Raw genomic sequence first — 23276 nt, 5'->3', positions numbered from 1 at the left:
CGCCCAAGGAAAATTCCGGCGGGCGTCAGCCCGCGGCGCGCGCCGCCATCCGCGCCTTGCGCGCGGCCAGCTTCTCGTCGAACTTCAGGGCCTCCGCGTCCAGACCGCCCATGTACAGCCCGAGTTCCTCCTGGGCCTTCTGCCCCTCGGGGCCGAGCCCGTCGATCTCCATGATCTTCAGGAAGCGCAGCACGGGCTGGAGCACGTCGTCGTGGTGGATCCGCATGTTGTAGACCTCGCCGATCGCCATCTGGGCGGCGGCGCGCTCGAAGCCGGGGATGCCGTGGCCGGGCATGCGGAAGTTCACGACCACGTCGCGCACCGCCTGCATGGTCAGGTCGGGCGCGAGCTCGAAGGCGGCCTTCAGCAGGTTCCGGTAGAAGACCATGTGGAGGTTCTCGTCGGTCGCGATGCGCGCCAGCATGCGGTCGCAGACCGGGTCGCCGCTCTGGTGGCCGGTGTTGCGGTGCGAGATGCGGGTCGCGAGCTCCTGGAAGGCCACGTAGGCGACCGAGTGCAGCATCGAGTGACGGTTGTCCGACTCGAAGCCCTCGCTCATGTGGGACATGCGGAACTCTTCCAGCTTGTCCGGGTCCACCGCGCGCGAGGTGAGCAGGTAGTCGCGCATCACGATGCCGTGCCGGCCCTCCTCGGCGGTCCAGCGGTGCACCCAGGTGCCCCAGGCGCCGTCGCGGCCGAACAGGGAGGCGATCTCGTGGTGGTAGCTGGGGAGGTTGTCCTCGGTGAGGAGGTTCACCACGAGCGCGATCCGGCCGATCTCGGTGACCTTGGACTGCTCCTTCTCCCAGGCCTCGCCGTCCTCGAACTGGCCGGGGAAGTTGCGGCCGTCGCTCCACGGCACGTACTCGTGCGGCATCCAGTCCTTGGCGACCTTCAGGTGCCGGTTGAGTTCCTGTTCGACCACTTCCTCAAGCGCGTAGAGCAGCCGGGCGTCGGTCCAGGCGGCGGACGGGCTGCCGAGGTGCGGAGAAGTGATCGTCACGGGAACTCCAGGGGGACGTGGCACGAGCGGAGGAAACCGGCTTGCGGTAGGCGAACCTACGGGATCGTAGGCTACGAATCCGTAGGTTACGAAGCCGTAGGTTAAGAACGCTGTAAAGATCGCTGATCAGGTGCTGTTCCGCAAGGGTCCGAGGGCATGCCAAAGAGCCCCGGGAATCGCAGGTCCCGGGGCCGGCGGAGTGAGGGATTCACTCGGTCAGGCGTACAGCTCCCGCATCCGCACCGAGAGACATGTCACACATCCTTCGAGCTTCTCGAACTCGCTGATGTCCACCACGACCGGCTCGTAGCCGAGGTCGGTGAACAGCTCCGCCGTCTTCGGCGCGCTCGCGGCCATGAGCAGCTTGTCGCCGCCGAGCAGCACCACATGGCCGCCGGACTCCTCCGGCACCGACAGAAAGCGCGGGAACAGCGACGGCCGGTCGATCTTGGGGATCTGGCCGATCACCGTCCCGTCGGGCAGCGCGGTGACCGCCGACTTCAGATGCAGCACCTTGGTCACCGGTACGGAGACCACGCGCGCCCCGAGCGGCTCGAAGGCGGCCCGCAGCTGCTGGATGCCGGCCGCGTTGGTACGGCCGCCCCGGCCGACGTAGATCGTGTCGCCGACCTTCAGCACATCGCCGCCGTCCAGCGTGCCCGGCTCCCAGACCCAGTTCACCGAGCAGCCGAGCGAGGCCACGGCCTCCTCGACGCCGATCGTCTCGGCGCGCCGGGACTGGGCGCCCGGGCGCGTGATCAGCGCGACGTTCCTGTACATGACGACCGTGTCCTCGACGAACACCGAGTCCGGGCAGTCGTCGGCCGGGTCCACCTCGACCGTCTCCCAGCCGTGCGCGCGCAGGGCCTCGGTGTACGCCTCCCACTGCTCCAGCGCGAGGTCGGCATCGACGCTCTCCCGCTCGATGTGCGTCACCAGGCCTTCGGCGAGGCGCGGGCTGGGGCGGCGGACGAGGGCCTTCTTGCTGGGCACGGGGGATCTCCGAATCGGCGGCAGGTGTGGACGCCGTCATACAGCGCCGGTCCGCCATCATGCAGGCCGGATCGGCCCCGACAAAACCCTCGTCACCAGGCTGTGGCCCTCCTGAGATGCTGCGCGGGGACGTCGGGGAGGCGGCGCGGAGCCCCGGTGAAGATCACCTCCGCGCCGCCTCCTTCCCGCTACAGCGGATCCCCGACGGCGTCCGGCGTGATGTGCGTCAGCTCCCCGTCGAGCAGCAGCCAGCGGGTGATGCCGATCGACTCCAGGAACGGGATGTCGTGGCTCGCCACGATCAGGGCCCCCTCGTACGACTCCAGGGCCGTGGTGAGCTGACGCACGCTCGCCATGTCGAGGTTGTTCGTCGGCTCGTCCAGCATGAGCAGCTGCGGGGCGGGCTCGGCCAGCATCAGCGCCGCCAGTGCGGCCCGGAAGCGTTCGCCGCCGGACAGCGTGGTCGCCTTCTGGTCGGCGCGGGCGCCCCGGAACAGGAAGCGGGCGAGCCGGGCCCTGATCCGGTTGTTCGTGGCGCCCGGCGCGAACCGGGCCACGTTCTCGGCGACGGTCAGCTCGCCGTCCAGGACATCCAGCCGCTGCGGCAGGAACCGCAGCGGAACATGCGCCGTCGCCTCGCCCGACACCGGCGCCAGCTCCCCGGCGATCGTGCGCAGCAGCGTGGTCTTGCCCGCGCCGTTGCGCCCGATCAGCGCGATCCGCTCCGGGCCGCGCAGATCGAGCCCGCCGGCCACCCGCGCCCCGTACGCGAGCTCCAGATCCAGGACGGTGAGGACGGTACGGCCCGGCGGCACGGCCGTGTACGGCAGGTCGATACGGATCTCGTCCTCGTCCCGTACCGCCTCCACCGCCTCGTCGACCCGCTCCTTGGCCTCGGCGAGCCGCTCCTCGTGCATGATCCGGTGCTTGCCCGCGGACTCCTGCGCCGCCCGCTTGCGCGCCCCCATGACGATCTTCGGCTCGCGCTTCTGGTCCCACATCTTCTGGCCGTACCGCTTACGGCGGGCCAACTTCACCTGGGCGTCGACCAGTTCGCGCTTCTGCTTCTTCAGATCGGCCTCGGCCACGCGCAACATGCGCTCGGCCGCCTCCTGTTCGGTGGCGAGCGCTGCCTCGTACGCCGAGTAGTTGCCGCCGTACCAGGTGATCTCCCCGGAGTGCAGATCGGCGATCTGGTCGACGAGTTCGAGGAGTTCGCGGTCGTGGCTGACCACGACCAGCACGCCCGGCCAGGCCGCGACGGCCGCGTACAGCCGCTTGCGTGCGTAGATGTCGAGGTTGTTGGTGGGCTCGTCCAGCAGCAGGACATCCGGCCGGCGCAGCAGCAGCGCGGCCAGCCGCAGCAGCACCGACTCGCCGCCCGACACCTCGCCGATGGTGCGGTCCAATCCGATGTGGTCGAGCCCGAGTTCGCCGAGCGTGGCGAGCGCGCGCTCCTCCACGTCCCAGTCGTCGCCGACCGTCTCGAAGTGCTCCGCGGCCACGTCGCCCGCCTCGATGGCGTGCAGCGCGGCCCGCTGCGCGGCGATGCCCAGGGCTTCGTCGACGCTGAGCGTGGTGTCCAGCGTGACGTTCTGCGGGAGGTAGCCGACCTCGCCGGCGACGCGCACCAAGCCGTCGGCCGGGGTGAGTTCACCCGCGATCAGCTTCAACAGGGTTGATTTCCCGGACCCGTTGACGCCGACGAGTCCGGTGCGGCCGGAGCCGAAGGAGACGTCGAGGCCCTCGAAGACGGGGGTGCCGTCGGACCAGGCGTAGGCCAGGGACGTACAGGTGATGGAACTGGGCATGCATGCCTCCGCGGTTGCTCGCAGTGATCGATGGCAAACGCGTATCGAGACACCGGCGACCTACGGGCGGAGGGAGTCCGGGGCATGAGAAAAGGCCCTGCTCCGGAGGACGGCTCGAACGCCGAGGTCGCACGCTGCGCACACACGTGTGGTGTGACGCGGTGTCTCAAGACCTCAGACGAGCAACGTCCTTCTCCGATCGACGGCAACAGAACCGTTGAACACCGTACGGAGCAGGGAAACGGGTGTCAACGGAATTAAGAACGGCACACCGCGGCCCGACCCGCGGAGCGCTCACGCCTGGCGCATCAGCTCCGCCAGATCATGGTCCAGGTCGAGCTGAAGATGCTCCAGACCGACCGGCACCAGCGCGCTCGTGGCGTCCAGGAACCGGCGCATCTCGCCGGTGCGGACGTGGACGACGGCCGTGCCCTCGGGGGCGTGGAACTCCAGGACGGTGCGGTCGTAGCCGTAGGGGCGGACGCGGACGTCGCCGTGGCCCACGGACTCGGTGAGGCCCTCCGTGAGGAGTTCGCGGCTGAAGGTCCAGCAGACCTCCACGCCCTCCAGGGTGGCCGGAGCCGGGAAGGTCATGCGGACGGCGAACGGGTCGCTCCGGTCGTAGTGCAGCGTGGCGGGAATGCTCTGCATCCGCGGCGCGGCGGCGACGAGACGGGCCTCGACGGGCTGCTCGATGACGATGGACAACGCCTTGCTCCCTTGTGACGGCTGGACGTATCTCCGGGCGGACGAGACCTGGCACTGGAAGAGACGACGGAATCCGCCAATCCGTGCACACCGAGGGCGAGTGACCTCGGTCACCGCTTTTCATGCAGGGGAGTGGCGGGTTCGTCCGCGCGGGCCCGGTGGGGCGGGGGAGGCCTTCTGGACGGCGACCGGGCAGTGGGCTAGCTTCGCCCGCCATGAGGCGCACGGGGAACACGCGACGAACGGGACGCAGGCTTCGTACGGCGGCCGCGGGGGTGGTGTGCGGGGCGGCGCTGGCCGCGCTGACGGCCGTACCCGCGCAGGGGCAGGAGTCGCCGGGGGCGGCAGCGCACTGGGAGCTGAAGGACAGCGGCACCACGACGGTGCGGTTCCGCGGGCTGGCCGCGGTCAGCCGGGACACCGCCTGGCTGGCCGGAACCGGGGGGACCGTACTGCGCACCACGGACGGCGGGGACTCCTGGCGAAACGTCTCGCCGCCCGGCGCGGCCGAGTTGCAGTTCCGGGACGTGGAGGCGTTCGACGCGCGGCGGGCCGTCGTCCTGGCCATCGGGGAGGGCGAGGCCTCCCGCGTCTACCGCACCGACGATGGCGGAGCCACCTGGACCGAGTCCTTCCGCAACACCGATCCGCGGGCCTTCTACGACTGCCTCACCTTCTTCGACCGCCGGCACGGGCTTGCGATGAGCGACCCGGTGGAGGGGAAGTTCCGCATCCTGTCGACGTCCGACGGCGGCCGTTCCTGGACGGTCCTGCCGAACGACGGGATGCCCGAGGCACTGGAGGGCGAGGCCGGGTTCGCCGCCAGTGGGCAGTGTCTGGTGGCCTCCGGGCCCAAGGACGTGTGGCTGGCCACCGGCGGCGCCGCACGCGCGCGTGTGCTGCACTCCGCCGACCGGGGACTGACCTGGACGGCCACCGACACGCCGATCCCGGCGGGCGACCCGGCCCGGGGCGTCTTCGCCCTCGCCTTCCGTGACCGCGTCCACGGCCTCGCGGTCGGCGGCGACTACCGGCCCGACCAGGCCTCCCCGCGCGCGGCGGCCCGCACCGGCGACGGCGGCGCCACCTGGCAGCCCGCCGCCGCGCCGGTCCCCGCCTACCGCTCCGGCGTCGCCTGGCTCCCGCACAGCCGCACGGCCGCCCTCGCGGTCGGCCCCACCGGCACCGACCTCACCACCGACGGCGGCCGCACCTGGCGGACCGTCGACACGGGCTCGTACGACACCGTGGACTGCACCCCGGACCTGGGCTGCTGGGCCGCGGGCGAGCGGGGACGGGTGGCCCGGCTGGAGAGCTGATCCGGAAAGTGGGTACTCGGCCGCCGACTGCGAGAGGGAGTGAGCACACATGCCGCGCGGTTCGAGCCCCAAACGGGAACGGCAGTACGAGCACATCAAGAAGAGCGCGCAGGAACGGGGGGAGAGCACGGAGCGGGCCAAGGAGATCGCCGCGCGCACCGTGAACAAGGAACGCGCCCGGTCCGGCGAGTCCAGGACCGCGAGCCGCACCTCGACCCAGGACATGTCGTCCGGCAAGAGGGGCGGCCAGCGGTCCGGCAAGGGCTCCCAGGGGCCCACCTACGACCAGCTGTACGAGGAGGCCAAGCGCCGCAACATCGACGGCCGTTCGGACATGAACAAGAGCCGGCTGCGGCGCGCGCTGGGCGGGAAGGGCTGAGCCCTCAGCCGAGCGTCTCCCGGTACCGTGCCAGCTCCGGCGCGGTCTTCGTGGCGGCGAACTCGGTGACGCGGTAGGCGCACACGCCGGCGGTGACGAACGGGTCACCGGTGGTCACCCGCTCGATCTCCGCACGGTCCTTCGCGACGGCCAGGATCACGCCTCCGTCGCGAGGGTTCTTGCGCCCGGACGCGAGGAAGTAGCCCTTCTCGTACTGCTGGTCGAGCCAGGAGACATGCGCCGGAAGCAGGGCGTCCACGGCGTCGAGCGGGGCGGTGTAGGTCAGCTCCAGTACGAACATGATCGCGAGCCTACGCCTGCGGCCCGTACGCTCGTCCGCATCATGACGACCGTACGCATTCCCGCGGGCTGGCCCGCGACCGAGGAGGAAGCCCGCGCCGTCCAGGACGAGCTGCGGGAGCGGGTGGTGCTCGACGAGCCCGGACCACCGCCCGGAACCGGCCGGGTCACCGGGGTTGACGTGGCCTACGACGACGAGCGCGACGTCGTCGCCGCGGCGGCCGTGGTCCTGGACGCGGCAACCCTGGAGGTCGTCGCCGAGTCGACGGCCGTGGGGCGGATCTCCTTCCCCTACGTACCGGGCCTGCTCGCCTTCCGCGAGATCCCGACCGTCCTGGCCGCCCTCGACTCCCTGCCCTGCCCGCCCGGGCTGGTCGTCTGCGACGGCTACGGCCTCGCCCACCCCCGCCGCTTCGGCCTCGCCACCCACCTCGGCGTCCTCACCGGCCTCCCCACGATCGGCGTCGCGAAGAACCCCTTCACCTTCACCTACGACACCCCCGACGCGCCGCGCGGATCCTCCTCCCCGCTCCTCTCCGGCCCGGAGGAAGTCGGCCGCGCCCTGCGCACCCGAGAGGCCGTCAAGCCGGTCTTCGTCTCCGTCGGCCACCGCGTCACCCTCGACAACGCCTGCGCCCACACCCTCGCCCTGACCCCCGAATACCGCCTACCGGAGACGACCCGGCGGGCGGACGCGCTGTGCCGGCGGGTGTTGCGGGAGGTGACGGCGCCGAATGAAGAAGTCGCCGCCCGCGCGCGGGCGGACCGGAGCCGGTCCTGGGGTCGCACGCTGTTCGAGCGGCAGCGGGATCCGGTGTCCTGGGCGAGCCGTGTCCTCGAAGCGGCGGTGACGGGCGGGCCCAGAAGGCCGGAGATCGTCGCCGCACTGGAGATGTCCGGCGACCGGGACCGGTGGAGCGCGGGCCGCGCGGTCTTCGAACGGCTGCGCGCCGCCGACGTCGCCCCGGAGGAGCAGTCGGTGTTCCGCCTCGCGGAGCTGGTGGCCAAGGTCGCCCACAACACGGCAGGTCCCGCGCCGTACTTCGACCACCACGCCGGCTGGGCGATCGGCCCTCTCGTCGGCCGTATCGCCGCCGAGGCCGCCGATCCCGCCGTACGGGACCGCCTCGAAGCGGCGCTGGGCGACCGGCTGCCCAGTGATACTCACGGGACGGACTGAGTACGCGCTCTGAGTACCCGTACGGATGTGCCCCCACTGCCCCCGTCGGCAAGCTGGGCGCATGACGACGCACCGTGCTCCCAAGCCCCTCGCCGACCCCAACCGCCCCGTCGAGCGTGCCGTGACGGCCGCGCTGGTGCTGGCCGTGCTGGCGGCGTTCGCCTGGATCTGCGGGATGATCTACACCGTTGTGCAGTGGCCCCTTTGAGCTACCGTGTGGCCGCCACCCGGAACACGATGCCCGCGCGGCGCAGGCGTTCGGTGAGGGCGTTGCCCATGGCCGTGGCCGTGGTGACCTGGCCGGAGGTCGGCGGGAGGGGGTCGAGGGCCAGGCAGAGTGCGGACTCGGCGAACATCTTGGCCGTTTCGTCGTAGCCGGGGTCGCCGCCCGAGACCTCCGTGAAGACCGTGCGGCCGCCGCCCCGGCCGACGAAGCGCACGGAGAACCAGCTCTTGGCACGCTTCTCCGGGCTCGGCCCGTCGCCGGGCTTCAGGCGGTCGGACAGCCAGCGGCGGGCGGGCGGGAGTTGGGAGGCGGCCAGGAGGCCGCCCACGGCCGCGACGCCGGCCATGGCGACCGGCAGGTGCCGTACGGCCGCGTAGTGGCGGTAGCGGAAGTCGGGGCCGTAGCGGTCCAGGGCCTTGGCGGACCGGCGGACGATCTGCGGGTCGATCGTCGGCAGCGGCAGCGCCCAGGCGCCGATCTCACCGGAGTAGCGGGGCGCGCCCGTCGGGGCCAGCGCCCGGCGGCCCATCAGCCGCGGCTCGTGCCGGGCGCGGTCGCGCGCGGCGGCCAGCATCTGCGGCCCGCGCCCGAACTGGTTGAGGGCCGACGCGAACGTCCCCCCGGAGAACATGGCGTCGGCGGTCACGAACCCGTCCACCGTCAGCGGCACGCCCTCCGGCAGCTGCTGGACGGTGAACTGGACGCCGAGATCGTGCGGGACGGAGTCGAAGCCGCACGCGTGCACCAGCCGCGCCCCGGTCTCACGCGCGCGTGCGTCGTGGCGGACGTACATCAGGTCCACGAACTCCGGCTCACCGCTGAGGTCGATGTAGTCCGTCCCGCTGTCCGCGCAGGCCGCGACGAGCTCCTCGCCGTAGGTCAGGTAGGGACCCACCGTCGTGGCCACCACGCGCGCGTGCTGCGCCAGTTCGCGCAGCGAGGCCGGGTCGGACACGTCCGCCACCAGGACGCCGACGCGCTCGCCGCCGGGCAGCCGTTCGCGCAGCCGCTCCAGCTTCTCCTCGCTGCGTGCCGCGATCGCCCAGCGAAGGCCCTCCGGCGCGTGCTCCGCGAGGTACTCGGCGGTGAGCGTCCCGGCGAAGCCGGTGGCTCCAAAGAGCACGATGTCGTAGGGACGGTCCGCCCTGTTCGGCCTGCTCATGACACTCCTCGGTCCCGCACCACGCGCCGTTGTCGGTGGCCGAGGCTAGCGTGAAGGGTGCGGAGCCCGACGACGAGGCCGGGAGGTAGCGCGTGGCCGTGGCCAGGAATGCCCTGAAGAAGTGGGAGAAAGTGCGCGAGTTCGCCCTGGGCATGCCCGGCGCGGCCGAGGAGTTCCCCTGGGGCGAGACCGTCGCGAAGGTCAACAAGAAGGTGTTCGTCTTCCTCGGTGTCGACGACGGCAGCCATCCCCTGGGCATCACCGTCAAGCTCAGGGACGAGGCCGCCCATGCCCACGCACTGTCCTGCCCCGGCGCCGAGCCGGCCGGATACGGCTTGGGCAAGGCGGGCTGGGTCAGCGTCCCCCTGGAGCAGACAGGCGCCCCGGCCGCGGAGCTGCTGTGCGACTGGGTCGAGGAGAGCTACCGCACGATCGCGCCGAAACGGCTGACGGCGGAGCTCGACAAGCGTTGACGCGGGAGCGCGCCACAGATTGGCTAAGCGCTTGCTCGTCAGGGTCTTGTGCTTACTGGAACACGTTCCTAGCATCGCTGGTGTTACATCAGTCGTGTCACACACCAATCTGGGGACCGGATGGCAAAGACGCCAGGGCACGGCCCGCTCACCGGCGTACGCGTGGTGGAGCTGGCCGGCATCGGGCCCGGCCCGTTCGCCGCGATGCTCCTCGCCGACCTCGGCGCCGACGTCGTCCGCGTGGACCGGCCCGGCGGCCCGGGGCTCGCGATCGACCCCGCGTACGACATCACCAACCGCAACAAGCGCTCGGTGATCGTCGACCTGAAGGCGCCCGACGGCCCCGCGCGCGTCCTCGACCTCGCCTCCCGCGCCGATGTCCTGATCGAGGGCTACCGCCCCGGCGTCGCCGAACGCCTCGGCGTCGGCCCCGAGGCCTGCCACACCCGCAACCCGCGGCTCGTCTACGGCCGTATGACCGGCTGGGGCCAGGACGGCCCCCTTGCCGACCGCGCCGGCCACGACGTCGCCTACATCGCGCTCACCGGCACCCTCGGCATGATCGGCAACCCGGACGAGCCCCCGGCCGTCCCGGCCAACCTGCTCGGCGACTACGCGGGCGGCTCCCTCTACCTCGTCGTCGGCGTCCTCGCGGCCCTCCACCACGCGCGCGCGACCGGCACCGGCCAGGTCGTCGACGCCGCCATCGTCGACGGCACCTCCCACCTCGCCGCGATGATCCACGGCATGCTCGCCGCCGGCGGCTGGCAGGACCGGCGCGGCGCCAACCTCCTCGACGGCGGCTGCCCCTACTACGGCACGTACGAGACGGCCGACGGCAGGTACATGGCGGTCGGCGCCCTGGAGGCGCAGTTCTACGACGAGTTCGTCACCCTCCTCGGCATCCCCGAGCACGCCGAGGCCCGTAAGGACTGGACCCGCTGGGGCGAACTGCGTGAGGCCGTCGCCGCCCGCTTCGCCTCCCGCACCCGGGACGAGTGGACGGCCGTCTTCGAGGGCTCCGACGCCTGCGTGGCCCCCGTCCTGTCGCTGCACGAGGCCCCGCACCACCCGCACCTCGCCGCCCGTGGCACCTTCACCGACCACGGCGGCATCACCCAGCCCGCCCCGGCGCCCCGCTTCTCCGCGACCCCCACCGCGGTCCGCTCCGGGCCCGCGCGGCCGGGCGCCGACACCGCGGACGTGGCGCGCGACTGGGACGTACCCGACCTGATGAAGGGCCTTGCATGAAGCGGCGGATCTTCTCCGACGAGCACGACGCGTTCCGCGAGACCGTGCGCGGTTTCCTCGCCCGGGAGGTGCTGCCCTGCTACGAGCAGTGGGAGAAGGACGGCATCGTCTCCCGCGAGGCCTGGCGCGCGGCCGGCAAGCAGGGCCTGCTCGGCCTCGCCGTGCCCGAGGAGTACGGGGGCGGCGGCACCGCCGACTTCCGCTACAGCGCCGTCCTCGCCGAGGAGTTCACGCGCGCGGGCGCCCCCGGACTCGCCCTCGGCCTGCACAACGACATCATCGGCCCGTATCTCACCGGCCTGGCCACCGACGAGCAGAAACGGCGCTGGCTGCCCGGCTTCTGCGACGGCTCGCTGATCACCGCCATCGCCATGACCGAGCCCGGCGCGGGTTCCGACCTCCAGGGCATCCGCACGCACGCCGAGGACCGCGGCGATCACTGGCTGCTGGGCGGCTCCAAGACGTTCATCTCCAACGGCATCCTGGCGGACCTGGTGATCGTCGTCGCGAAGACGACTCCCGAGGGCGGCGCGCACGGCCTGTCCCTGCTGGTCGTGGAACGCGGCATGGCGGGTTTCGAGCGCGGCCGCAACCTCGACAAGATCGGCCAGAAGGCCCAGGACACCGCCGAGTTGTTCTTCCACGACGTCCGGGTGCCCAAGGAGAACCTCCTCGGCGAGCTGAACGGCGCCTTCGTCCACCTGATGACGAACCTCGCCCAGGAGCGCCTGAGCATCGCCGTGTCCGCGATCGCCGCCGCCGAGCACCTGCTGGAGATCACCACGACGTACGTCAAGGAGCGCGAGGCCTTCGGCCGGCCCCTGGCCACCAAGCAGCACATCCGCTTCGAGATAGCGGAGATGGCCACCGAGTGCGCCGTCACCCGCACCTTCCTCGACCGCTGCATCGAGGACCACTCCAGCGGCGAACTCGACGCCGTGCACGCCTCCATGGCCAAGTGGTGGGCGACCGAACTCCAGAAGCGGGTCGCCGACCGCTGCCTCCAACTGCACGGCGGCTACGGCTATATGAGCGAGTACCCCGTCGCCCGGGCGTTCACCGACGGCCGCATCCAGACCATCTACGGAGGGACGACCGAGATCATGAAGGAGATCATCGGCCGTTCCCTGCTCGGCTGAAGCACAGTTGCCCGGCCGACCCTCACCGAAAGGCTTCCTCGTGAGCACCGAAGCGTACGTGTACGACGCGATCCGTACCCCGCGCGGCCGCGGCAAGGCGAACGGCGCCCTGCACGGCACCAAGCCCATCGACCTGGTCGTAGGGCTGATCCACGAACTCCGCGACCGTTTCCCGGGCCTCGACCCGGCCGCCGTCGACGACATCGTGCTCGGCGTCGTCGGCCCGGTCGGCGACCAGGGCTCCGACATCGCCCGTATCGCCGCCGTCGCCGCCGGACTTCCGGACACGGTGGCCGGCGTACAGGAGAACCGCTTCTGTGCGTCCGGCCTGGAGGCCGTCAACATGGCCGCCGCCAAGGTGCGCTCGGGCTGGGAGGACCTCGTTCTCGCGGGTGGCGTGGAATCCATGTCCCGGGTGCCGATGGCCTCGGACGGCGGCGCCTGGTTCAACGACCCGATGACCAACCTCGCCGTCAACTTCGTGCCGCAGGGCATCGGCGCCGACCTGATCGCCACCATCGGGGGATTCTCCCGGCGCGACGTCGACGAGTACGCGGCCCTCTCCCAGGAGCGGGCGGCCACGGCGTGGAAGGAGGGCCGCTTCGACCGCTCCGTCGTCCCCGTCCGGGACCGCAGCGGCCTGGTCGTCCTCGACCACGACGAGCACATGCGCCCGGGAACGACCGCCGACTCGCTCGCCAAGCTGAAGCCGTCCTTCGCGGACATCGGCGACCTGGGCGGCTTCGACGCCGTCGCGCTGCAGAAGTACCACTGGGTCGAGAAGATCGACCACGTCCACCACGCGGGCAACTCCTCCGGCATCGTCGACGGCGCCTCCCTGGTCGCCATCGGCTCCAAGGAGGTCGGCGAGCGCTACGGCCTCACCCCGCGCGCGCGGATCGTCTCGGCCGCCGTCTCCGGCTCCGAGCCCACCATCATGCTCACCGGCCCCGCGCCCGCCACCCGCAAGGCCCTCGCCAAGGCCGGCCTGACCATCGACGACATCGATCTGGTGGAGATCAACGAGGCCTTCGCGGCCGTGGTGCTCCGCTTCGTGAAGGACATGGGCCTGTCCCTGGACAAGGTCAACGTCAACGGCGGTGCCATCGCCCTCGGTCATCCGCTCGGCGCCACCGGCGCGATGATCCTCGGCTCGCTCGTCGACGAACTGGAGCGCCAGGACAAGCGCTACGGCCTTGCCACGCTGTGCGTCGGCGGCGGCATGGGCATCGCCACGATCGTCGAACGCATCTGAAGACCCCAGCGGCCACACGAGACTTCTACGGAGACCCCCTCATGACCACCACCATCCGCTGGGAACAGGACCGCACCGGCGTCGTCACCCTCGTCATCGACGACCCCAACCAGTCCGCCAACACCATGAACCAGGCCTTCCGCGACTCCCTGGCCACGGTCACCGACCGCCTGGAGGCCGAGAAGGACAGCATCCGCGGCGTCATCATCACCTCGGCCAAGAAGACCTTCTTCGCCGGCGGCGACCTGCGCGACCTGATCCGGGTCACCCCCGAGACCGCGCAGGAACTGTTCGACGGCGGCATGGCCATCAAGCGGAACCTGCGCCGCATCGAGACCCTCGGCAAGCCGGTCGTCGCCGCGATGAACGGCGCGGCCCTGGGCGGCGGTTACGAGATCGCCCTGGCCTGTCACCACCGCATCGCCCTCGACGCGCCCGGCTCCAAGATCGGCTGCCCCGAGGTCACCCTCGGCCTGCTGCCGGGCGGCGGTGGCGTCGTCCGCACCGTCCGCCTCCTGGGCATCGCCGACGCGCTCCTGAAGGTCCTCCTCCAGGGCACGCAGTACAACCCGCGGCGCGCCCTGCAGAACGGTTTGGTCGACGACGTGGCCGACAGCCAGGAGGAGATGCTCGCCAAGGCCCGCGCCTTCATCGAGGCCAACCCCGAGTCGCAGCAGCCCTGGGACAGGCCCGGCTACCGCATCCCCGGCGGCACGCCCGAGAACCCCAAGTTCGCGGCCAACCTGCCCGCCTTCCCGGCCAACCTGCGCAACCAGACGAACGGCGCCCCCTACCCGGCCCCGCGCAACATCCTCGCGGCGGCCGTGGAGGGCTCCCAGGTCGACTTCGAGACGGCGCAGGTCATCGAGGCCCGCTACTTCGTCGAACTGGCCGCGGGCCAGACCTCCAAGAACATGATCCAGGCGTTCTTCTTCGACCTCCAGGCCGTCAACTCCGGCGCCAACCGCCCGAAGGGCATCGAGCCCCGCCCGGTCCGCAAGGTCGCCGTCCTCGGCGCCGGGATGATGGGCGCGGGCATCGCCTACTCCTGCGCCCGCGCGGGCATCGAGGTGGTCCTGAAGGACGTCGCACTGGAGGCGGCGGTCAAGGGCAAGGGCTACTCCGAGAAGCTGTGCGCGAAGGCCGTGAGCAGGGGGCGTACGACCCAGGAGAAGGCGGACGAACTGCTCGCCCGCATCACGCCCACCGCCGACCCGCAGGACGTGGCGGGCTGCGACGCGGTCATCGAGGCGGTCTTCGAGAACCCCGAGCTCAAGCACAAGGTCTTCCAGGAGATCCAGCACATCGTGGAGCCGGACGCGCTGCTGTGCTCCAACACCTCCACGCTCCCCATCACCGCCCTCGCCGAAGGCGTCGAGCGCCAGGCGGACTTCATCGGCCTGCACTTCTTCTCGCCGGTCGACAAGATGCCGCTGGTCGAGATCATCAAGGGCGAGCGGACGGGGGAGGAGGCGCTGGCGCGGGCCTTCGACCTGGTCCGCCAGATCAAGAAGACGCCGATCGTGGTGAACGACTCACGCGGCTTCTTCACCTCCCGGGTCATCGGCCACTTCATCAACGAGGGCGTGGCCATGGTCGGCGAGGGCATCGAGCCCGCGTCGGTCGAACAGGCGGCGGCCCAGGCGGGCTACCCCGCCAAGGTCCTCTCCCTGATGGACGAGTTGACGCTCACGCTCCCGCGCAAGATCCGCACCGAGACCCGGCGAGCCGTCGAGGAGGCGGGCGGCACCTGGCAGGAGCACCCGGCCGAGGCCGTCATCGACCGCCTGGTCGACGAGTTCGGCCGCACCGGCCGCAGCGGCGGCGCGGGCTTCTACGACTACGACGAGAACGGCAGGCGCGCGGCCCTCTGGCCCGGCCTGCGCGAGCACTTCACGCGCGCGGACGCCCAGATCCCCTTCGAGGACATGCAGGAACGCATGCTCTTCTCGGAGGCCCTGGACACCGTCCGCCTCCTGGAGGAGGGCGTCCTGACCTCCGTCGCCGACGCCAACATCGGCTCCATCTTCGGCATCGGCTTCCCGGGCTGGACCGGCGGCATCCTCCAGTACATCAACGGCTACAAGGGCGGCCTCCCCGGCTTCGTAGCCCGCGCGAACGAACTCGCCACCCGCTACGGCACCCGCTTCACCCCGCCGGCCCTGCTGGTGGAGAAGGCGGAGAAGGGCGAGCGCTTCACGGACGCGTGATCGATGCGCCCCAAAGGGGCGCGGGGAACTGCGCGACCAGCCCCCACCCACCCGCAGCTGCGCACCACCCAGCCCGTCCGGCGCTTGAGGACGAGGCCGTGAGGCCGAAGCGGGGTCGAAGGGGCAGCGCCCCTGGAGGACGGGACGGGTAGGGGCGGCGGGGGCGAAAAACCCCGCCGCCCACCCACCCGTACCGCTCACCGACACGCCCCCCTTGCCCCCGCCCCACCCCTCCCCGGACGCTGACCGGCGAAACGGTCCGCGCCCCCGGAGGAGCCCCCATGGGAACCCGCCCCGCCCTCGCCCTCCTGGAGATCCTCCGCGGCGAGGGCGTGGACCGCGTCTTCGGCAACCCCGGAACCACCGAACTCCCCTTCCTGGCCGCACTGTCCACCACGGACGACGCCCCCGAGTACATCCTCGGCGTCCACGAGGGCGCCGTGGTCGCCATGGCCGACGGCTACGCCCGCGGCACCGGCCGCCCCGCCTTCGTCAGCCTCCACATCGCCGCCGGCCTCGCCAACGGACTCATCGGCCTGCTCAACGCCCGCCGCTCCCGCACCCCGCTGGTCGTCACCGCCGGCCAGCAGGACCGCCGCCACCTCCAGCAGGACCCCATGCTCTCCGCCGACCTGGTCGGCCTCGCCGCCTCCGCGGTCAAGGCGGTGCACGACGTCCAGCACGCGCACGACCTCCCGCTCGCCCTGCGCCGCGCCTTCGCCCTGGCCGTCCGCCCGCCCGCCGGCCCGGTCCTCCTGTCCGTCCCCATGGACCTGCTCGCCGAGGACACCGCCGTACAGGTCCCGGCACGCACCCCGACACCCCCACAGGGACCGGCACCGGGCCTCGAACGGGCCGCCCTGCTGCTCGGCGACGCCGCCCGCCCCGCGATCGTCGCCGGCGACGGCGTGGGCCGAGAGGGCGCGCTCGGCGCGCTCGCGCGCGTGGCGGAGGCCTGTGGCGCGCCCGTCCACCACCAGCCGATGGCCGACTGCCTCGACTTCCCGACCACCCACCCCCTCCACGCCGGAATGCTGCCGCCACGCCACGACGCCATCCGCGACGCCCTCGCCCGGTACGACGCCGTACTCATCGCCGGTGCGCACGCGTTCACGCCCCACCACTACAGCCCAGGGCCCGCGCTCCCGCCCGGCCTGACCGTCGTCCAGCTCGACTCCGACCCGGACGAGATCGGCCGCAACTTCCCCGCCACGGCCGGACTCGTGGGCGCCCTCGAACCCTCGCTGGACCGTCTCGCGGAGCTGCTGCGCGAGCGTGTGCCCGCCCACACCGCCAAGTCCCGCATCCTGCGCGCCGGCGAACGGCACAGCGCCGACCGCGACCGGACGGAGTCCGCGGCCCGCGCCGCCTACTCCGCGGCGCCCCTGGCGCCCTGGGCCGCCGCCCACGCCGTGGCACGCGGCCTGCCGCCGGGCGCGGTGGTCGTGGAGGAGGCCATCACCGTGGGGCTGTTGCTCCGCCGCCTCGTCCGCCTCGACCGCCCCGGCAGCTACACCCACACCGTCGGCGGCGGCCTCGGCTGGGGCATCGGGGCCGCCGTGGGCCGCGCGCTCGCCGAGCCCGGCCGGCCCGTCGTCGCCGTTCTGGGCGACGGCTGCGCCCTGTTCGGGCTCCAGGGCCTGTGGAGCGCGGCCCGGCAGTCGGCACCGGTGCTGTTCGTGGTGATGGGCAACGGCGCCTACCGCACCCTCCAGGACACCTACGAGGCGATCGGCGGCGAGGGCGTCTGCCCCGGCACCGAACTGGGCGCGCTGGACTTCACCCGCGCCGCCGCCTTCTTCGGCGTCGACGCGGTCCGCGCCCGGAGCGCCGCTCACCTGCGCGAACTGGTCGCCGGCGCGGGCAAACTGACGCGTCCGCTGCTGGTGGACGTACCGCTGCGGCCGTGATCGCGCCCCGGGATGGTCAACAAGCCCCGGCGCGCCACGGCTTGGGCCGATCGGCCCCTTGCCCGATCCCAGAAGCACCCGGAACCTGACGGACAACACCGCTTCACTCAGGGGGCTGTCATGTCACATCCGCACCCCGTCCTGCGAAGACTCCTCGCCGTCGCGTCCGCCGGCGTCCTGGGCACCACTGCCGTCCTGGCCCTCGCCCCCGTCGCCGCCGCCGAACCGGCGACCCCGATCGGCTATCCCTCCGGCGCGACCGCCACCCGCTACTCCGGCCTGGCCTTCGACACCTGCACGGCTCCGCCCCTGGCCTCCGTGAAGGCCTGGAACGCCTCCCCGTACCGTGCCCTGGGCGTTTACGTCTCGGGTGTCAACCGCACCTGCGCCCAACCCCAGTTGACCGCCTCCTGGGTGGCCTCGGTCTCCCAGCTCAAGTGGCGTCTGCTGCCCATCCACAAGGGCCTGCAACCACCCTGCGGCGCCCGCCCGACCGACGCCAAGATCAGCACGACCCCGGCGACGGCCCGCTCCCAGGGCACGGCCGCGGCCGGCGAGGCGAGCACCGCGGCCAAGGCGCTCGGCATGCTGCCCGGCAGCGCCCTCTACAACGACATCGAGCACTACTCCCAGACCGACACCGTGTGCCGCACCGCCGTACTGACCTACGTCTCGGCCTGGACCAAGGAACTGCACCGCCTCGGCTATGTCTCCGGCGTCTACATGAACCTCAACCTCGGCGCCAAGCAGCTCTCCGACGTCTACACGTCCACCACGTACGCCCGCCCCGACGCCCTGTGGATCGCCCGCTACGACGGCGTCGACTCCCTCAAGGGCTGGGCCGGCATCGCCGACTCCAAGTGGGCCGTCCACCAGCGTGCCAAGCAGTACCGCGGCAGCCACAACGAGACGTACGGCGGCGTCACCCTGAACATCGACAACGACCGCCTGGACGCGCCCGTCGCCACGGTCGCCCACCCCTACAAGGTCACGAGCACGACCCCGCTCAACGCCCGCACCGGCCCCTCGACGAGCTACCCGATCGCCACCACGTACGCGCCCGGCGCGACCCTCAAGGTCGTCTGCCAGACACCGGGTTCGAAGGTGGGCACCACAAGCGTCTGGGACAAGCTCAGCAACGGCCAGTACGTCTCGGACTACTACGTCAGCACGCCGTCCGACACGGGTTACAGCTCGCCCCTGCCGCGCTGCACGTACCCGTACCAGGTGACCGCCACGGGCGGCCTCACCGAGCGCAGCGGACCGGGCGCCGGCTACACCGCCGTCGGCACCTCGCCCAACGGCGCACTGGCCTGGGTCACCTGCCAGCGCGCCGGTACGACGGTCGGCACCACGAAGGTCTGGGACCGGCTGGACAACGGCCACTACGTCTCGGACTACTACGTCGCGAACGCGAGCAACACGACGTACAGCAAGCCCGTGCCCCGCTGCTGAACTCACAGGGACCCGCACCTTGTCACCCCGCGCGCGAGCCACCACCATCGGTCCATGAACGACCGCCCGCCGCCCAAGTCGGTGCTCGCGCGCGGTGCGGCGCTGCTGCGCGCCTGCGGCGACTCCGGTACCGCCCTCACCCTCGCCGAACTGGCCCTGCGCACCGGCCTGCCCAAACCCACCGCGCACCGTCTCATCGGCGAGCTGGTCCGGCTCGGCCTGGTCGAGCGCACCGCCGACGGCCGCTACCGCATCGGCCTCGGCCTCTTCGTGCTCGGCCAGTCGGCGCTGTCCGTACGGGAGTTGCGGGACGCCGCCCTGCCCTACCTCGGAGATCTGCACGAGGCCACGCACGAGAACGTGCACCTGGCGGTCCCGGACGGCACCGACACGCTCTTCCTGGAGAAGATCACCAGCCGCCGTGCCACCCCGATCGTCTCGCGCACCGGCGGCCGGCTGCCCGCCCACTGCACGGCCACCGGCAAGGTCTTCCTCGCCCTGGACCCGCGCCCACCGCGCCCGGTGCTGCCCCGCCTGACCCCGCGCACCCTGGTGCTCCCCGGCCAGCTCGCCCGCGATCTGGCCCGCACCCGGGCCCGCGGCTACGGCGTCAACCTGGAGGAGGCCGAGATCGGCGTCTCGGCCGTCGCCGCCCCCGTCTACGCACACGGCCGCGACTCCCGCCCGATCGCCGCGATCTCCGTGACCGGCGGCACCCGGCGCCTGGACGTGGACCGCGTCGGCGCCCGGGTCTGCGCGGCGGCGAAGGCACTGACCCGGGCCCTGTCAGCCTGACGCGGGCGTACCCCGCTGCATCGCCACCGCCAGCGCATGCTCCGTCAGCCGCTCCCCGCGCACCTCGCCGGTGAGCCGCCCGCGTACGAACACCAGCACCCGGTCGCACACCTCCGTCAGCTCCGCGAGATCGGTCGAGGCGAGCAGCACGGCCGCTCCGCCCGTCGCCAACTCGCCGACGATCCGGTGCATTTCGGCGCGCACCCCGACGTCGACGCCCCGCGTCGGATCGTCCAGGACCACGACCGTCGGCTCGGTGGCGAGCCACTTGGCGAACACGACCTTCTGCTGGTTCCCGCCGGACAGCCGGGCCACCAGGTCCTCGGGCCCGCCCCGCAGACGCAGACGTTCCGTCAGGGCGAGTGTGCGACACACGAGTTGGGCCCGAGGCGGAGCGATGCCGCCGCGGCCCAACGCCAGCCAGCTCACCGCGGTGGCGTTCTCCCACACCGTACGGTCCACCATCAGCCCGTACCGCTTGCGGTCGCTCGGCACGAAGGCGACGCCCGCGCGGACGGCGTCCCGCAGTGAGCGCGGCTGTCCGCGCCCGCAGACGTCTACCCGCCCCGCCGATACCGCCGTACGCCCGCACACCACCGCCAACGCGTCCAGATGGCCCGCCCCTTGCAGCCCGGCGACCCCCACCACCTCGCCCGCCCGCACCGTGAACGTCACGTCCGCCAGCCGTCCGGGCACGCACACCCCGGACAGCACCACCGGCGGCGGCAGGTTCACCGAGGCCCGTGCCCGGCGCACCGGCGGCTCGGGGCGGCCGCCCAGCATCGCCGTCACCAGGTCGGGCACGTCGACCTCGGACCGGTGCGCCCCGGGCAGCGCGATCCGCCCGTCGCGCAGCACCGTCACGCGCTGCGCGAGGCGCATCACCTCCTCCAGGAAGTGCGTGACGTACAGGACGGCGATGCCCCGGCCGGTGAGGGTGCGCAGCACCCGTTCCAGCCGGTCCACGGCCGCGGCCGGCAGCGCCGACGTCGGCTCGTCGAGGATCAGCAGCCTCGGGTCGAGCAGCAGTGCCCGCGCGATCTCCGTCAACTGCTGGTCGGCAAGGGTGAGTTCGCCGACCCTGGTGGACAGGTCGACGTCCAGGCCCAGTTCGGTGAGGACCGGCCGGGCCGCCCGGTCCATCGCGCCCCGGTCGAGCAGGCCGAGGCGGGTGCGCGGCGGCCGGTGCGGGAAGAGGTTCTCCCGTACGGTGAGGTCGGGAAACAGGCTCAACTCCTGGGAGACGACGGCGATCCGCGTGTCCCGGGCCGTGCGCACCGCACCGGAGTCCGCCGCGAGCGCCCCCGACACGATCCGCACCAGTGTCGACTTGCCCGCCCCGTTCTCCCCGACCAGCGCGTGCACCTCGCCGCCCCGCAGCCGGATCCCGGCCCCGTCCAACGCCCGTACCCCGCCGTAGGACTTGACCAGACCCTGGGCCACCAGGACATCGCCGTACGACATGTCAGCGCGCGTCCTTCAGCGGGTGCAGTTGGGCCTCCTGGTCGCCCAGCAGCTCATCGATCGTCGGCTTGTACCAGTCGTGGGCCGCCTCGGCCGACTTCTGCCGGGTGATGATCTCGTCGATGTTGGAGGAGTCCACGACGGCGCCCGGCGACAGGAGCCAGCCGTCGGGCAGCTTCCCGTCGTTCTCGCGCACCGACTCGATCAGGATCGCCGTGGAGAGATAGCCCTTGAGGAAGTGCTGGGGGTCGATGGTGACGAAGTTCGAACCGTCCTTGACCGCGTCCAGCGTCTTGGGGTCGACGTCGAAGCCGGCCGTCAGCCAGGTGCCCTTCCGGGACTTCTTGATCTTGGCGAGGTTGTAGCTGTCGGCGTCCCCCACACCGAGGAAGGCGAGCGCGTCGGGGTGCGCGTTGACCTGCGCCGACCAGGAGCTGTGGTTCTGCCCGGGATCGCTGTACGTCTGGAACGGGCCCAGCACCTCGACCCCCGGTGCCTCCTTCTTGAACGTGTCGATGATCCCCTGCGCCCGGTTGTCCAGCACCGGGGTTCCGGGGTTCGGCACCCCGACCACGATCTCCCCCTCGGGATCGTCGCCGAGCCGCTTCAGCGCCTCCTTCGCCATCAACTCGCCCAGTGCGTAGTTGTCGTTGCCGACGTAGAAGGTGACCTTGCTGCCGTCGGTGGGGGAGGTGTCCAGGGCGACGACCGGGATGCCCTGGTCCACGGCCCGGGCGGCGGGGCGGGTGAAGATCGGCGGGTCCAGGTTCTCCAGGACGATGCCGTCCTTCGCGCGCGTGGTGAGGTTCTGGAACAGCTGCACCTCGGCCGGCCCGTCCGTGTTCGGCGGCCCTACGGCCTTGAAGTCGACGTCACCCGCTTGGGCGGCCGCGCTCTCGGCGCCGAGCACCATCTCGTGGGCGAAGTTCAGCGAGATGTTGGCCACCGCTATGCCCATGTCCAGCTCGCCGTCGCCGCCGGGGCCGTCGTTGCCGCAGCCGACGGCGGTGAACAGCACCAACGCGGCGGCCACCATACGGAATTGGGGGTGCATCACGGCCTCCAAGGGGGGTGCGTCAGGGCTTCCGGCTCACTTGCGGCGACGTCCACTGCGGCGCAGCGCGCTGTCCGCCGCGACGGCGAGCAGGATCACCCCGCCGGTCGCGAACGACGTCCAGTTGATGGGGACTTCGAAGAACACGAGCCCGGCCGCCACGACCGACAGGATCATCGCCCCGGCGACCGCACCGACCACCGAGCCGCGCCCGCCGGCCAGCGGGGTGCCGCCGATGATGCAGGCGGCGATGGCCTGGAGCTCGTAGCCCTGGCCGAGCGTCGGGTCGCCCGCGCCGTAGAAGGCGAGCGCCAGCGCGGCGGCGCAGGCCGTGGTCAGGCCCGACAGGCCGAGCGCCTGGACACGGGTGCGGACGACGGGGATGCCGCTGAACGCGGCGGCGTCGGGGTTGGACCCGATCGCCCGCACCCGGGCGCCGAAGCGGGTGCGGGCGAGCACCACGGCGAGCAGGGTCATCACCGCGAGCAGCACCCACAGCGCGAACGGCACGCCGCCCGGATCCCCACCCGCGAAGGTGAAGAAGGAGTCGTCCAGCGGCAGATCGGTGATCTGCTTGCCGTCGGCGAGCGCGAGCCCGACGCCCCGGTACAGCATCAGCGTGCCCAGCGTCACGATGAACGACGGCAGCGCCAGCAAGGTCGTCACCAGGGCGTTGAACACCCCCAGCACCGTCCCGGTGACCAGCACCACCGGCACCGCGAGCCAGGGCGCCACACCGTCCCGCACCAACAGGGCCCCGACCACCAGACACATCGCGTAAGTGCCGCCCACCGACAGGTCGACCTCGCGCATGGCCAGCGCGAACACCATCCCGCACGCCATCAGCGAGATGTAGACCGAGTTGTGCGCGGTGGACAGCAGATTGCCCGTGTCGAGGAAGTCCGGGTACGGGATGCCGATCGCGGCGATCAGCAGACCCAGCACCAGCAGCACCCCGAACTCGTCCCGCACCAACCGACGGGGTGTCAGCCGGTGTGCCGCGGCCCCCCGTTCACGGGCGCGCTCGGCGTCGTCCACGGCACGCTCGGTCTCGGTCATCGGAACACGGCTCCCTACGGCCGGTGCTGGGTCGCCCCGCAGCGTCGATCCCCCGGACGCGGGCGGCAACCACGGCGTTCCGGCGAATGAAATGGGTGCCCTTGCCCAGGGCCTGACGGCTCGTCACACT

The 23276-nt window shown here is 71.9% G+C and carries 20 protein-coding genes and 1 pseudogene; 12 read left to right on the top strand and 9 right to left on the bottom strand.

Annotated features, from left to right (window positions below):
• Positions 1–25: 25 nt before the first annotated feature.
• The 4 genes from AB0Q90_RS20840 to AB0Q90_RS20825 form a co-directional block, all read right to left on the bottom strand.
• Positions 26–1003: an acyl-ACP desaturase gene (locus tag AB0Q90_RS20840; RefSeq protein WP_363159988.1), complete on the bottom strand. Its 978-nt coding sequence runs from the start codon at positions 1001–1003 to the stop codon at positions 26–28.
• 216 nt (positions 1004–1219) lie between these two features.
• Positions 1220–1996, bottom strand: coding sequence for a dimethylargininase (gene ddaH, locus AB0Q90_RS20835; RefSeq protein WP_363159989.1), 777 nt, complete (start codon positions 1994–1996; stop codon positions 1220–1222).
• 188 nt (positions 1997–2184) lie between these two features.
• Complete coding sequence (locus AB0Q90_RS20830) at positions 2185–3807, bottom strand: ABC-F family ATP-binding cassette domain-containing protein (RefSeq protein WP_363159990.1); 1623 nt, start codon at positions 3805–3807, stop codon at positions 2185–2187.
• Positions 3808–4101: 294 nt separating this feature from the next.
• Positions 4102–4515, bottom strand: a complete 414-nt coding sequence (locus AB0Q90_RS20825; RefSeq protein ID WP_363159991.1) for an SsgA family sporulation/cell division regulator — start codon at positions 4513–4515, stop codon at positions 4102–4104.
• Between the two features lie 215 nt (positions 4516–4730).
• Between AB0Q90_RS20825 and AB0Q90_RS20820 the strand changes: the two genes are divergently transcribed.
• Positions 4731–5834 carry an oxidoreductase gene (locus AB0Q90_RS20820; protein ID WP_363159992.1) on the top strand — a complete coding sequence of 368 codons (1104 nt, stop codon included), beginning with the start codon at positions 4731–4733 and terminating at the stop codon, positions 5832–5834.
• Positions 5835–5883: 49 nt separating this feature from the next.
• Positions 5884–6213: a plasmid stabilization protein gene (locus AB0Q90_RS20815; RefSeq protein WP_363159993.1), complete on the top strand. Its 330-nt coding sequence runs from the start codon at positions 5884–5886 to the stop codon at positions 6211–6213.
• A gap of 4 nt (positions 6214–6217) precedes the next feature.
• Here the strand turns inward: AB0Q90_RS20815 and AB0Q90_RS20810 are convergent, their stop codons facing one another.
• Entirely contained in the window at positions 6218–6514 is a 297-nt protein-coding gene (locus AB0Q90_RS20810; RefSeq protein ID WP_363159994.1) for a YciI family protein, read from the bottom strand.
• Positions 6515–6556: 42 nt separating this feature from the next.
• Between AB0Q90_RS20810 and AB0Q90_RS20805 the strand changes: the two are divergent.
• Positions 6557–7243: pseudogene (locus AB0Q90_RS20805) on the top strand (endonuclease V); the annotation flags it as partial.
• Positions 7244–7754: 511 nt separating this feature from the next.
• The gene (locus tag AB0Q90_RS20800; RefSeq protein WP_363159995.1) at positions 7755–7901 is read left to right on the top strand and encodes a hypothetical protein; all 147 of its coding nucleotides are present in this window, start codon (positions 7755–7757) and stop codon (positions 7899–7901) included.
• Between the two features lies 1 nt (position 7902).
• On the opposite strand, the gene AB0Q90_RS20795 is transcribed toward AB0Q90_RS20800, so the two are convergent.
• Positions 7903–9081 carry a saccharopine dehydrogenase NADP-binding domain-containing protein gene (locus AB0Q90_RS20795; RefSeq protein ID WP_363159996.1) on the bottom strand — a complete coding sequence of 393 codons (1179 nt, stop codon included), beginning with the start codon at positions 9079–9081 and terminating at the stop codon, positions 7903–7905.
• 92 nt (positions 9082–9173) lie between these two features.
• On the opposite strand from AB0Q90_RS20795, the gene AB0Q90_RS20790 reads away from it, so the two are divergent.
• The 8 genes from AB0Q90_RS20790 to AB0Q90_RS20755 all read left to right on the top strand — a co-directional run bounded on the left by AB0Q90_RS20790 (position 9174) and on the right by AB0Q90_RS20755 (position 19569).
• The gene (locus AB0Q90_RS20790; RefSeq protein WP_363159997.1) at positions 9174–9554 is read left to right on the top strand and encodes an MmcQ/YjbR family DNA-binding protein; all 381 of its coding nucleotides are present in this window, start codon (positions 9174–9176) and stop codon (positions 9552–9554) included.
• A gap of 120 nt (positions 9555–9674) precedes the next feature.
• Complete coding sequence (locus tag AB0Q90_RS20785) at positions 9675–10805, top strand: CaiB/BaiF CoA-transferase family protein (RefSeq protein WP_363159998.1); 1131 nt, start codon at positions 9675–9677, stop codon at positions 10803–10805.
• Positions 10802–11944 (top strand): acyl-CoA dehydrogenase family protein, encoded by a 1143-nt coding sequence (locus tag AB0Q90_RS20780; RefSeq protein ID WP_363159999.1) that lies wholly within the window; start codon positions 10802–10804, stop codon positions 11942–11944. The genes AB0Q90_RS20785 and AB0Q90_RS20780 overlap by 4 nt, the downstream gene beginning before the upstream one ends.
• A 40-nt stretch (positions 11945–11984) precedes the next feature.
• Positions 11985–13199, top strand: a complete 1215-nt coding sequence (locus AB0Q90_RS20775) for an acetyl-CoA C-acetyltransferase (RefSeq protein WP_363160000.1) — start codon at positions 11985–11987, stop codon at positions 13197–13199.
• Positions 13200–13240: 41 nt separating this feature from the next.
• Complete coding sequence (locus tag AB0Q90_RS20770) at positions 13241–15409, top strand: 3-hydroxyacyl-CoA dehydrogenase NAD-binding domain-containing protein (RefSeq protein WP_363160001.1); 2169 nt, start codon at positions 13241–13243, stop codon at positions 15407–15409.
• A gap of 281 nt (positions 15410–15690) precedes the next feature.
• The gene (locus AB0Q90_RS20765; protein ID WP_363160002.1) at positions 15691–17319 is read left to right on the top strand and encodes a thiamine pyrophosphate-binding protein; all 1629 of its coding nucleotides are present in this window, start codon (positions 15691–15693) and stop codon (positions 17317–17319) included.
• A gap of 120 nt (positions 17320–17439) precedes the next feature.
• Positions 17440–18774, top strand: coding sequence for a glycoside hydrolase domain-containing protein (locus tag AB0Q90_RS20760; protein ID WP_363160003.1), 1335 nt, complete (start codon positions 17440–17442; stop codon positions 18772–18774).
• Between the two features lie 54 nt (positions 18775–18828).
• Positions 18829–19569 carry an IclR family transcriptional regulator gene (locus AB0Q90_RS20755; protein ID WP_363160004.1) on the top strand — a complete coding sequence of 247 codons (741 nt, stop codon included), beginning with the start codon at positions 18829–18831 and terminating at the stop codon, positions 19567–19569.
• Here the strand turns inward: AB0Q90_RS20755 and AB0Q90_RS20750 are convergent.
• Genes AB0Q90_RS20750 through AB0Q90_RS20740 form a run of 3 tightly spaced genes read right to left on the bottom strand, consistent with a single transcriptional unit; the run spans position 19561 to position 23146 of the window.
• Positions 19561–21033 (bottom strand): sugar ABC transporter ATP-binding protein, encoded by a 1473-nt coding sequence (locus AB0Q90_RS20750; protein ID WP_363160005.1) that lies wholly within the window; start codon positions 21031–21033, stop codon positions 19561–19563. The genes AB0Q90_RS20755 and AB0Q90_RS20750 overlap by 9 nt on opposite strands.
• A 1-nt stretch (position 21034) precedes the next feature.
• Positions 21035–22087 carry a sugar ABC transporter substrate-binding protein gene (locus AB0Q90_RS20745; RefSeq protein WP_363160006.1) on the bottom strand — a complete coding sequence of 351 codons (1053 nt, stop codon included), beginning with the start codon at positions 22085–22087 and terminating at the stop codon, positions 21035–21037.
• Between the two features lie 36 nt (positions 22088–22123).
• Positions 22124–23146 carry an ABC transporter permease gene (locus tag AB0Q90_RS20740; protein ID WP_363160007.1) on the bottom strand — a complete coding sequence of 341 codons (1023 nt, stop codon included), beginning with the start codon at positions 23144–23146 and terminating at the stop codon, positions 22124–22126.
• Between the last annotated feature and the right edge of the window lie 130 nt (positions 23147–23276).

The sequence above is a fragment of the Streptomyces sp. NPDC079141 genome, assembly GCF_040686775.1.
In the GTDB taxonomy this organism is placed as follows: Bacteria; Actinomycetota; Actinomycetes; order Streptomycetales; family Streptomycetaceae; genus Streptomyces.
The sequence above is the reverse complement of the archived record's forward strand: the minus strand, read 5'-3'. Positions and strand labels throughout refer to the sequence as shown.